The 12,411-nt window shown below is 46.4% G+C and carries 10 protein-coding genes; 5 read left to right on the top strand and 5 right to left on the bottom strand.

From position 1 onward, the window contains the following. The first annotated feature begins 42 nt into the window (after positions 1–42). A complete protein-coding gene (locus BTV99_RS01660) occupies positions 43–702 on the top strand; it encodes a YcxB family protein (protein WP_075100597.1) in 660 nt (219 codons plus the stop codon). Between the two features lie 492 nt (positions 703–1,194). Next, positions 1,195–1,674: a Dps family protein gene (locus tag BTV99_RS01655; RefSeq protein ID WP_075100596.1), complete on the top strand. Its 480-nt coding sequence runs from the start codon at positions 1,195–1,197 to the stop codon at positions 1,672–1,674. A gap of 119 nt (positions 1,675–1,793) precedes the next feature. On the opposite strand, the gene BTV99_RS01650 is transcribed toward BTV99_RS01655, so the two are convergent. From BTV99_RS01650 to BTV99_RS01640, 3 genes are all read right to left on the bottom strand, one after another. After that, positions 1,794–2,495, bottom strand: a complete 702-nt coding sequence (locus BTV99_RS01650) for a DUF2057 family protein (protein WP_075100595.1) — start codon at positions 2,493–2,495, stop codon at positions 1,794–1,796. Positions 2,496–2,685: 190 nt separating this feature from the next. Then, a complete protein-coding gene (gene hda / locus BTV99_RS01645) occupies positions 2,686–3,489 on the bottom strand; it encodes a DnaA regulatory inactivator Hda (RefSeq protein ID WP_075100594.1) in 804 nt (267 codons plus the stop codon). A gap of 314 nt (positions 3,490–3,803) precedes the next feature. After that, positions 3,804–4,910, bottom strand: coding sequence for an AI-2E family transporter (locus BTV99_RS01640; protein WP_075100593.1), 1,107 nt, complete (start codon positions 4,908–4,910; stop codon positions 3,804–3,806). Between the two features lie 411 nt (positions 4,911–5,321). On the opposite strand from BTV99_RS01640, the gene purM reads away from it, so the two are divergent. Together purM and purN are read left to right on the top strand one after the other, a co-directional pair. Beyond that, positions 5,322–6,383 carry a phosphoribosylformylglycinamidine cyclo-ligase gene (purM, locus tag BTV99_RS01635; RefSeq protein WP_075100592.1) on the top strand — a complete coding sequence of 354 codons (1,062 nt, stop codon included), beginning with the start codon at positions 5,322–5,324 and terminating at the stop codon, positions 6,381–6,383. Next, positions 6,383–7,069 carry a phosphoribosylglycinamide formyltransferase gene (gene purN, locus BTV99_RS01630; RefSeq protein ID WP_075100591.1) on the top strand — a complete coding sequence of 229 codons (687 nt, stop codon included), beginning with the start codon at positions 6,383–6,385 and terminating at the stop codon, positions 7,067–7,069. The genes purM and purN overlap by 1 nt, the downstream gene beginning before the upstream one ends. A 155-nt stretch (positions 7,070–7,224) precedes the next feature. On the opposite strand, the gene BTV99_RS01625 is transcribed toward purN, so the two are convergent. Together BTV99_RS01625 and BTV99_RS01620 are read right to left on the bottom strand one after the other, a co-directional pair. Next, positions 7,225–8,604, bottom strand: coding sequence for an NAD-dependent succinate-semialdehyde dehydrogenase (locus BTV99_RS01625; protein ID WP_075100590.1), 1,380 nt, complete (start codon positions 8,602–8,604; stop codon positions 7,225–7,227). A gap of 386 nt (positions 8,605–8,990) precedes the next feature. Then, positions 8,991–9,980, bottom strand: coding sequence for a LysR family transcriptional regulator (locus BTV99_RS01620; protein WP_075100589.1), 990 nt, complete (start codon positions 9,978–9,980; stop codon positions 8,991–8,993). A gap of 813 nt (positions 9,981–10,793) precedes the next feature. Between BTV99_RS01620 and BTV99_RS01615 the strand changes: the two genes are divergently transcribed. Continuing rightward, positions 10,794–12,380: an isocitrate lyase gene (locus BTV99_RS01615; RefSeq protein WP_075100588.1), complete on the top strand. Its 1,587-nt coding sequence runs from the start codon at positions 10,794–10,796 to the stop codon at positions 12,378–12,380. Positions 12,381–12,411: the final 31 nt, after the last annotated feature.

Raw genomic sequence — 12,411 nt, 5'->3', positions numbered from 1 at the left:
TCGAAACCCAACGCTGTTAACACAAGTATCTGAGAAACCTCTATGGCCCTGTACCCTTACACGCTCCAACCCATCGCCTTAAACCTCACCGAGGCCGAATTTCATCAAGCACAGTATGAGCTGTTTGCCAGTGCGAGTCCCTCATTTGGTCTATCCAGTTTTAAGACCAAAGAATGGGTCGTCATGGCCGTGGTCGTGATACTAGCGATTGCAGGTTTGGTGTTTGTCACGGGCTACTCTACGATTATCTTTTGGTTAATGCTGGTGGCCGTGGTGATTTATGTACTGGTGCGTACCCTTGGTTTTAAATGGTACGTCAAAAGAGAGTTTGAAAAACAAGTGGCCGATCAAGAAATGCCAGATGAGATGCGCCAGATGAAGCTGGGCGTACAAAAGCACGGACTGGTGATGGCCATGCCTGTCAATCAACCAGAGATGTTTAATAGCAATCAGATGCGCGGCATGCAGATGCGTGCAGGCCAAACTCAGCAAGCCGTCATTCCATGGACTGCTGTCAAAAGCTGGGATGAAACCGACGATTACATTTTTATGATGTTTGAGGTTAAAGGCCAACAAGGCAGCCAGATTGTCCCAAAACGCCTACAAGCGCAAAAGTTTCCGATCGATACCGTGCGTCAGCATCTCCAAGAAGTGGTGCCTGTCAAAGGCTTAAACCCTGAAAGCTTGCAACCGCCTGCTTAATAATATTTTTTTAGCAGCTTATGATACAAAAGCGCTCTATACTCTTATAGGGCGCGCCTTGGTTCTAAATAACCAATCACATGGTTGAAATTAATGAATTTAACTTATCCATGATGTTTTGCTATGATAGTCACCAGTAGAAGAAAAAAGGGTTTAGAAGTCCCAAGAAAGTAGGTGTGAGGACGATACCTACTTTTGATAGTAAATACCTTTGTTTATGATACTGATTATCGGCCGCCTTATAGGCAACTGAAAACTGGTTTGGTGCGAGTATCGCCGTATCATTTATATTGTTATTTTTTTTGGTAAAACGGCTATATTATATGAATGAGCATAGCCACGTAGCCCATGACTTGCTACACTCTTAGTCTTCTTTATTATCAAGCTTTTTAGTGGTTTTTTGGTCATCTTTTTGGTGACTCAAGATTACGTACGCTACTAGGCTTTTTAATACGACTTTTTATTGAACACTCAAACTATAAGGATAATATCATGAGTAATAATGCAACCAACCAGATTGGTCTAGAAAAAGCAGACATGAGCGAAGTCATCAGCAAGCTAAACGACTTACTATCAAGCTATCATATGTTTTATATCAACGTCCGTGGTTATCACTGGAACGTCAAGGGTGAGCACTTCTTTACTTTGCACCCGCAGTTTGAAGAGCTATATACCAGCCTACAAGTAGAGATCGACGAGATCGCTGAGCGTATCTTGACATTAGGTGGTACGCCACTACACGCTTATAGCGACTTTGCTCAGCACACCAGCATCTCTGAAGACAAAGACGTCAAAGATGGCAACGCTTGTGTAAAAGGTGTGGTCACTGGCCTAAAAGCTTTGATCGAAGAGCAGCGCGACGTGTCATTAGTGGCCGAAAAAGCCGAAGACCAAGGCACAGCAGACTTGGTCGATGAATACGTACAACAGCAAGAAAAACTGATCTGGATGTACAATGCGTTTTTGGGCTAAGGCTATAAAATACGCCGCTTATACTTATACATAAGCACTAAAAATATAAGTACAAAAAACATAAGCATTAAAAAAGCACCCAATGGGTGCTTTTTTTTGGTTCAAAACACTTAGGCTGCTTACTTTTGAATCCACTGACGGATTTTTTCGCGCTCCGCAGGGGTCGCCTGTAGCCATAGCTGCATAAAGCTATCAAGAGTATTACCGGTTTGCACAGCCGCTGGCACAGATTGCGCGGTGCCTGTATTGATACTACTCTGGGCCGGCTGAGTCGCTGGCTGCTCTAAAGCGGCAATCGCTCGCTGGTTTTGTCGCTCGGCGTCACCTGCACCACCAAACACGCCGCCGATGGCTTTACCCAAGCCTGAGAACAGTCCGCCTTGTTGATTACCGAGGCTTTGCTGGCTGGCGATCACAGTATTATTTTGCTCTACAGCCAATGTCGGACGTTTGGCGTACTCTCTTGCTGCTTCGTACGCTTCTGGCTGGTTTGGCATGGTCAGACGATAGGTCTGATTGTCTGCTAATTGCGCGGTCACACTGACATTGCCTGAGCGCAAATAGTCGTGCTCATCACGGCGCAAGTTGTACAAACGGTCGTATTTGGCCGTAATCGCATGCGTACCAGGCTGCAACGTAAACTTCTTTGTGAGCGGCTGAAAGGCACTCTGCTGCACTTCTTGACCATTGATGGCAGTGACCTTGATATGATCATCGACCAACAGCGTCACGGCCGCGTGCGATAGCATAGAGACAGAACCTGCCCCTATGAGCAAAGCACTGGTGGTCAGTTTTTTTAACAAAGAAGCATGTGGTTTCATAAGTGGGTCCAGTAGTCATGTGGCGTTTTAGAGAATAAAGCGGGTTGGCTAACAGTTGGCAAACAATGGGGGAAAACCGTTGTTTTTTGTATGACAGCGTATGGGGTTACTCATAACATACGCCATTATTTATCGCGCATTCAAACTTATAAAAAGCAATCAAACCTATTAGAAGTAAGAACAACGCCGCCTAAAAGTCGAGTGGCATGGTATGTTGGTCTTGCTCTGCTGTGCTGTTATCTACTTGCGTCTCTTGAGCAATATCTGCCAGCTCAGCGGCCAACGTTTGCTCATCGATGGTACGCAGCGCATCACTGATGACGGCTTTGGAGATATTGCTGCGGCCAAGATTGGAAAACATGGGCTGAATATAATTGAGCACGTCCATCATCGCACCGATACGGTGTGGTCCGTCGGTCAGCAAGTGATCGATGATACGGTCGTCAAACTGCCAGCCACGGCGGCGCAAGATAGATTGCAGCAGCGCTTGACGGTCAGCGAAGTCATGGCCATTAGGAACCTTAAAGGTCGGCGATTGAGCCAAACGCGTCAGCAAGTCCCTTAGCCCAAACGGTAGCTCACTTGCAGGTTTGTTGGCAGCAAACAATAGCTGGCGCTGCCCTTCTCGGCTACGATTGATCAGATGAAACAAAGCCTCTTGCCACTGGGTGCTTTGCTCTAGCACCTCCAAATCATCAATGGCGATTAAATCAAAGTTTTCTAACGACGAGAGGACATGGACATCTGTATGAATCAGCTCATTGAGCGACAAGCAGATAGCCGTCTTATCCATTTCTATATACGACTCACAAATAGCGGACAACAGATGAGACTTGCCCGTCGCAGGACTGCCAAACAGGTATAACTGACCGATCAGGCCGACATGTAGCTGCCTGACTGCATCAATAATCGACATCCAACCAGGACCTGCAAAATCGCTAAGACTTGCATCGTGCTTAATGTCCAGATTGAGACTTAGCTGTGCTTCTGCCATGAATCATCAACTCGGTTTGCGTAGCGCAATCACTAAAAAGGCTAAACGACTAATATTTTTAAACTGACTTGAGTAGCTTGTGCTTTTATAAACGCTGACCCAAGCCAACCTAGGAACGATAAATACCGTGGATACTGCGCCTATATATAACATATTTGTAAAATGACTGACAAGTCTTTTACCCTTTACCTTGCATCAATCGGCATTTACGCTCATACAATCCATGTTATAACTTTTATCACTCATCATTTGGGCGTATCCTCATTTTAAAATGGTGATAACCACGGGATAAATAAAATACTAAGACACATGAATCATTGATCCTTAAACAATGTCAGTTGCTTGTGGCCTTTATACAGATCGGTTGAGCGATAATAATCATACAAATGGCGAAACAACACATTCAGGACAGCTGACACAGGCAGTGCAATCAGCATCCCGACAAAGCCTAATAAGCTTGCCCCTGCCAATACCGCAAAGATGACCCACAGCGGCGATAGACCAATCTTATCCCCCAACAACAGTGGCTGCAGGATATAGCCCTCTGCCGCCTGCCCCACCAAAAACGCCCCAACAATCAATGCCAAATAGGTCCAGTCTAGCCCAAACTGAAACAAACAGGCGACAATGGCCGCGATAAAACCGATACCAAACCCCAGGTAAGGCACAAAGCTTGCGATACCTGCCACCATCCCGATGATCAGACCCAGCTCAAGGCCGATAAGCTGCAGCTGCACCGCATATATCGCGCCCAGTAGTACCATGACCAGCAGTTGACCTTTGATAAATGCCATCAATGCACGGTCGCACTCATGCGCTACCTGTAACACTTTTTTGCAATAGGGTGCTGGTATGGCCATCTTCCAAGTCTGCAACCGCTGATCCCAGTTGAATAAAAAATAAAAAGTCAAAATCGGTACCAATACGATAAGACCTGCATTGTTGATAAAATTCATACTAGAGGCGATGATTTGACTCATCATCGTACTGGCATCTGCAAACTTATAGTTCGTCTGCATATAGTCGACCAACGTTTCAGAAAACCCTTTGGCTTCTAGCTCAGGCAAACGAATACGGCTGTTATTGGCAAACCATTCACGCACGACTTGATTGTACCAATTTAGCACCTTTGGCAGATATTCCCAAGCCGCTTGCAGCTGATGCCATAACGTCGGTACCAGCCACCAAAGCAGCAGCACCATACCCAGCGTGATGGTGGCATAGACAATGATAATCGCCACCCAGCGCTTAATATACTTTGATAGGCGCTTGACCAGCGGATTAAACAAATACGCCAGTACAAAAGCAAAAACAAACGGAATAATGACTGGCATCATCAAATACAATAAAAAAAGCGCCACCACCATCGCCGCCACAATAAATAAGCGCCGAAAAAAAGGATCTATGGTTTGGTTTATCATGGTGGGTAACCCTGCGATTGGCTAATAAAAATAGTAAACAATGAAAAATAGTAAACAGTGATTGACAATGATTTTGTGTTCTATTATCGCAAAGTACAGCAAAAAATCCGTCATTTTTTGTTTCTTATATGATTGTAAGTAGTAACATGCCAGCAAAACCATACGGAGCAATCACAGGTAACAGTCACTTTTAGTCATTCCCTATAGTCAGGATGTTTTATGGTTTAATCAGAGTTTTTTGGCAACCGCTGACGATCTGGCGCAAACTGATGCAAATATAGCGAATAAGTGGCAAGTTGCTTTGCGAGTCAGGGCGGTTTTTGGGTATAATGCGCCCACGACCTTCAGAGTTATCACAACCAACTCGCTTTTTGACCCACCTTCATTCCTTATAAATTTTGTGAGATGACCATGAGTAACAAGCCTTCTTTAAGCTACAAAGATGCTGGCGTTGATATTGATGCTGGCGATGCGTTGGTTCAACGTATTAAATCAGTGGCAAAAGCCACCTCTCGCCCTGAGGTTGTGGGCGGACTTGGCGGCTTTGGAGCGCTTTGTCGTATTCCGACTGGTTACATCTCGCCTCTACTGGTATCAGGGACGGATGGTGTCGGCACCAAACTTAAATTAGCATTGCAGCTACAGCGTCACGACACCATCGGTATCGATTTGGTCGCTATGTGTGTCAACGACTTGCTTGTATGCGGTGCTGAGCCATTGTTTTTCTTAGATTACTATGCGACAGGCAAGCTGGACGTCGATGTCGCGGCGACTGTGGTCACTGGTATTGGCGAGGGCTGCAAACTGTCAAACTGTGCGCTTATCGGCGGAGAGACTGCTGAGATGCCTGGCATGTATCAAGACGATGATTATGACCTAGCGGGATTTTGCGTCGGTGTGGTCGAAGAAAGCGAAGTCATCACAGGCAAAAACGTCAGCGAAGGCGATGTATTGATCGCCCTTGCCTCTAGCGGCGCACACTCAAATGGCTACTCATTGGTGCGCAAGGTCATCGACGTAAGCGGCGTGGATGTCACCACCAGCGACGAGATGCTTGACGGTCAGCCTATTCAGGATGCCTTGATGGCACCGACTCGTATCTATGTCAAAGCCATCAAAGCGCTGCAAGATACCCTTGGCAGCTCAGCCCTGCACGCCATGTCGCACATCACCGGCGGTGGTCTTACGGACAACCTGCCCCGTGTGCTACCAGACGATCTGGCCGCTAGTATCGACACGGCGAGCTGGCAGTTCTCAGAGCTGTTTACTTGGCTTCAGACCCAAGGCAATATCGAGCAAGGCGAGATGTATCGCACCTTTAACTGCGGCGTTGGCTTTGTCATCGTGGTACCAAAAGACAAAGCGCAAGCAGCCATCGATACCTTAAATGCTGCCGGCGAAACCGCATGGCAATTAGGGGAAATGGTCAAACGCAGCGCTGATGAGCAGGCAGATGCGGTGGTGTACCGTTAATGTCAGATAGCCATCATACAGCTCACCATCAGCCACTACGCGTGGCGGTATTGGTCTCTGGTAGCGGCAGTAACCTGCAGGTCTTGATAGACGCCATGCAAGCAGGGACGCTACCGATTGAGATCGTCGGCGTCATCAGTAATCGCGAAGACGCCTACGCTGTCACCCGCGCAAAAGACGCGGATATTCCAGTCGCCGTATTGTCACATGTGGCCAGCGGCAAGCGCATGGGCATCAAGACTTTTGAGGCGCATGCCAGCACGCAACTGAGCGCTTGGCAGCCCGACTTGATTGTACTGGCAGGCTTTATGCGGGTACTAAGTGCTGGGTTTATCGACCATGCGCCTGCGCCGATGATCAACCTGCACCCTTCGCTACTACCTGTTTATAAAGGCCTTGATACTCATCAGCGCGTCATACACGCAGGTGATCGTCATCATGGCTGTAGTATCCATGTCGTCACCGCCGAGCTTGATGCAGGCGCTGTCTTGACCCAAGCGTTACTGGTGGTTGACCAAAAAGACACGGCCGACAGCTTGCAGGCACGGGTACAGAAGCTTGAGCATCAACTGTTGCCATGGACACTATTACTCATAGCGACAAAGGCACTGCCTCTACAAAGCCCATCTATATCGGCTCAGCCGCATTTGCCCTCATTACCGCTCAGGCTATATTTCGACCGATGATGCAATAGTACCCAAAAATCAGTACCCAAAAATCACGAGCCGGAGCTAGGCGTATAACAGCGCCATAAACAAGCCCCCTCATTCAATAGTTGAATGAGGGGGCTTGTTGTATGCTAGTACACACTATTAGTACCTGCTAATGGCTTCGTATAGCATTAGCCATTATGCACATGAATGGCTTTGATATTGACGAATTCTTTGATACCAAAACCGCCATGCTCGCGGCCATGGCCAGAGTTTTTGACGCCGCCAAATGGTAGGGCTGGATTTGCCAGTCCATAACCATTGATATAAACCATACCGGTGTCAAACTCTTCACGCGCCAAGCGAATGGCTTTTTCTTCGTCCTTTGAGAAAATAGCACCACCGAGTCCATAGCGACTATCATTGGCGATACGCAGCGCATCTTCTTGATCCTGAGCACGTATTAGCGAGGCCACAGGGCCAAACAGCTCGTCATCATAGGCAGGCTGGCCTTTTTTTACGTTTTCTAAAATAGTTGGCGGATAAAAACTGCCCTTGCCTTCTGGCAGCTCACCACCGACGGCAACGGTCGCGCCTTTTTTTACACTGTCCTCAACCTGCTCATGCAGTTTTTCTTGCAAGTCTTTGCGTGCCAATGGCCCCAAATCTGAGCTGTCATCCATCGGGTCGCCTGACTTTTTGCTTTGGAACTTGTCAATGATACGCTGACGGAACTCGTCATACACGCTATCTACTACGATAAAACGCTTGGCCGCTACACATGTCTCACCGTTGTTGATCAAACGCGCCTGTGTACAGGTCTCAACGGCCAGATCCAAGTCGGCATCTTCTAGCACGATAAAGGCGTCATTTGAGCCCAGCTCTAAGACGACTTTTTTGATAGCCTTGGCGGCTTGCTGGCCCACCACGCTACCTGCACCATCACTACCAGTGAGCGTCACACCACGCACTTTATCGTTACCGATCAAAATCTCTGATTGATCATGATCAATCAAAATCGTGCGAAACAGGTCATTTGGTAAGTCAGACTCATGGAAAATTTTCTCGATTAATAAGCCAGAGCCTGTAACATTAGCAGCATGCTTTAGCAAAATACTGTTACCTGCCATCAAATTGGCAATGGCATAGCGAAAGACTTGGTAAGCTGGGAAGTTCCATGGCTGCATACCGTAGATAACACCGATTGGCTGATAAGTTACGATGCCTTTTTTCATATTTTCGATATCGCGCTCATCGTCAGCTAGTGCAGTGACACCTTTTTCTGCCGTATAGTCGCAGATGGCTTTACACAAATCTATTTCCTGCAGGCTCTGATTATAGAGCTTGCCGCGCTCTTTAGTCATAAGGCGAGACAGCTCTTCTTTATATCTCATCAAGGTCTCGCCAATCGAGCTAATCACCTTCGCCCGCTCCTCGTGGCTGGTTTTACGCCACTTTAAAAAAGCTTGGTGCGAAGCATCGACGATTTGATTGACCTCGTCATTGCTCATGTAGTTATATTCTTCGATATTTTCGCCCGTTGCTGGGTTTACTGTCGTAATATCTGCCATGATGTATGTCCTTGTTGTTATACATGATAATGGTTTATTTGAATCAATTTTAAAGTATTGATCGACTTTCAATCGGCTCACTTAAATGATGATATCGAGCCATCTTTATAGTGTTATAAAACTTAACAATAGCCTTGTTCATTGTTTTTTTTCTTAAATCTCATTTATCATAGCAAAATGCTCAGCAAGTAGGTTTACAAGATATAAAGAAGTGTGCATAAGATGTTAAGAGTGTCACTGAGATATTAATCTCTCTTGTCTAATAGAGGTTTAAAAGATGGGTGCTCGATTCAGTCAATGGTCATTGACTGAGTTAAAAACAAAAAACCAGCCCTATGGCTGGTTTTGAGAGAGTAAGCTGATAAGTAGAGGCAAGACGTATTAAATCAAAACAAATGATTGATGACAGGTATGTTTTGTGGCGGATTTTCTTCTTCAGCGACCACCTGACGCGCCACGTGCATGATCAGCTGACGCAACCAGCGATGGGCTGGATGATGCTGAAGTAGTGGCGACCAAGCCATCGTCAGCTCAAATTCAGGAATAAAAAATGGCGGCTCTTCCATGATGATACTGTCGTTGTTGGCCTGCATACGAGCCACGCGTGTCGGCAAAGTGGCAATCAAGTCTTTATTTGCTGCGAGCATGGCTGGCATCTGATAATGGCGGGTAAAAACGCTGATTTGCCGTTTTTGACCCAAGCGCTGCAATGCTTGGTCGATAGAGCCAAGCCCGCCAGACTTTTCAGGGTTGACCCCAAACCCGACCCCCATACCTGTTTTGGATACCCAAACGTGCTGAGCTTTTAGGTAGTTTTTTAGATTAAAGCGGTTGGCATAAGGGCTTTCAGAGGACAGCAAACAACTAAATGTATCACGCCAGACCAGCACTTGGTGAAAGCTCTGCGGTATCTCATTAAAGCGGTTGATCGCCAAGTCCACACGGCCCTGCTCCATGTCACGGTAGGAGACATCAGAGGGCGTCAAAAAGTCCAAAATCACATTGGGCGCTTCAGAGCGCAGCGCTTTGACCAGCTTTGGCACCAGCGTCGCCTCGGCGTAGTCTGAGGTCATGATGCGAAACACGCGTGAGGTGCTATAAGGACGGAATTCTGTGCGTGGTTCCAGCACTTGCGTCAAGTCAGCCAATATCTCACGAATACGTGGCTGCAGCTCTAATGCACGCTCCGTTGGCGTCATACCCTCGGACGAGCGCACCAATAATGGGTCATTAAACAGCTTGCGCAACCGCCGCAAAATATTGCTCATGGCAGGCTGGGTAATGCCAAGCTGCTCGGCTGCCCGCGTGACGTTTTTTTCTCGTAACAACACATCTAAATGTACCAATAAATTTAAATCTACCCGCTGCAAATTCATATATATTTCTCTTGGCTTTTGAATAAACGCCTTTTATAAGCTTGGCATTTTTTGTGCAGTGATGCTGACCATCAGCCTTTAACTGCATAATATCGCTATTTATTTTATATTTTGTGTTAGCACTCACTGGTGACAACGCGATTTACCGGTCGTAAACCGCTGTTATCTATACATTATAACCCACAAAAATACTAAAGATAACTATCATAAATTAGATAAATCTTGGTAAGGCAGTTATAGTGAATCCCGTAGATGATTTGCAACACGGACCACAACCATCCTATTTGTGCGCTATTGATACCGGTCTATTAGACTCTGATGAGCCGGTCGTACAAGCCGCCAAACCGTGTTGACAAAAGAGACATTTATGAAAGTCATCGCTGCGACAACGTTATAAAAATCCCGATCGCAGGCCAGCTACCCAGAGGATATCGGTCATGGATTGCGACCAAACCCAGCGATTACGGCATTGAATATTGTAACATCTCTTATCGCCAATGATGACACTGCTGTCTAATAATTTAGCGTAAGCCCCTGAGCAATATATGGATACGCCCCATTGTTATCGATATTTTACCCATCATCTGTCGACGACCAAGTTTAGTAGCTTACTTGTATTCGCGAGCAGGTTTGTTTAGGGTAACTAAGGCTTGAACAGATGCTCGAACGGATGACTGATGATGGTCTCTGATCTGATAAGCCGCCGATAACACTCAAATAAAGCATCACGATACGCTTATTTGGTCAGACACCATTAGCGTTATTTTAACATGGAATTTTTCGTTTTTTTACACCCCACCAAGGAGACTATAGATGTCAACTGCATATAAATCAGCGATCGACGTAGTACGTGAATTAAAGCAAAAGCACGGTAACTGGCAGAATATCAGCGAGACTGATGCGGCACGTATGATGATGCAAAACCGTTTTAAAACCGGTTTGGATATCGCCAAATATACTGCAAAAATTATGCGTCAAGACATGGAAGACTATGACAACGATACGTCTCAATACACACAGTCTTTAGGTGCTTGGCACGGTTTTGTCGCTCAGCAAACCATGTATGCAAAGAAAAAATACTTTGGCACCACATCTAAAACCTACATCTATCTATCAGGCTGGATGGTAGCTGCCCTACGCTCTGAGTTTGGTCCACTACCTGACCAATCTATGCACGAAAAAACCTCTGTGCCAAAGCTAATCGAAGAGATCTACACGTTCTTGCGTCAAGCCGATGCTAAAGTACTAAACGACTACTTCCGCGAGCTAAACGCAGCTGAAGAAGCAGGTCAAGATACCTCAGCTATCTTAGAGAAAATCGAAAACTTCGACTCGCATGTTGTGCCAATCATCGCCGATATCGACGCAGGTTTTGGTAACGAAGAAGCCACTTATTTGCTAACCAAGCAAATGATCGAAGCCGGTGCTTGTGCCATTCAGGTTGAAAACCAAGTATCTGATGCCAAACAATGTGGTCACCAGGCTGGTAAAGTAACGGTACCGCACGAAGACTACATCGCCAAAATCAATGCCATTCGTTACGCATTCTTAGAGCTTGGTGTTGAAGACGGTGTTATCGTTGCTCGTACTGACTCTGAAGGCGCATCGTTGACGCAAAAAATCCCAGTATCAAATGAGCCAGGCGACCTTGCTTCTCAGTACATCGACTTCATCGACGTTGAAGAAATCGACATCGCTGACGCAAAAGAAAACGACGTCCTTCTGAAGCGTGACGGTAAGCTGGTTCGTCCAGTACGTCTGGCTAACGGCCTATATCAGTTCCGTGAAGAGACCAACATCGATCGCGTCGTACTTGACTGTGTGACTGCGCTTGAAAACGGTGCTGACCTACTGTGGATCGAAACACCAACGCCAGATGTTGCCCATATCAAATCAATGGTAGATCGCATCAAAGAGCAGCAGCCAAAAGCCAAGCTTGTATACAACAACAGCCCATCATTCAACTGGACGCTAAACTTCCGTAAGCAAGTAATCGCTCAGTGGGAAGAAGAAGGCAAAGACGTATCAAGCTATGACAAAGATAACTTGATGAGTAGCGATTACGACGGTACTGAGCTTGACGCTGCCGCTGACGTTGCTGCACAAAACTTCCAGCGTGATGCGTCACGTGAAGCAGGTGTCTTCCATCACTTGATCACCCTGCCAACTTACCACACCACAGCGCTTAGCGTACATGAGCTTGCTAAAGGCTACTTTGGTGAAGAAGGCATGCTTGCTTATGCAGCTGGCGTACAACGCAAAGAAATCCGCGAAGGTATCTCTTGTGTTAAGCACCAAGCCATGGCGGGCTCTGACTTAGGCGATGATCACAAAGAGATCTTCTCAGGTGACAACGCACTAAAAGCTGGCGGCGAAAAGAACACCATGAACCAGTTCTAATCATCGACTACTTTTAAGTATAATTGATACA

The organism is Psychrobacter sp. Rd 27.2 (genome assembly GCF_001921755.1).
In the GTDB taxonomy this organism is placed as follows: domain Bacteria; phylum Pseudomonadota; class Gammaproteobacteria; order Pseudomonadales; family Moraxellaceae; genus Psychrobacter; species Psychrobacter celer.
The sequence above is the reverse complement of the archived record's forward strand: the minus strand, read 5'-3'. Positions and strand labels throughout refer to the sequence as shown.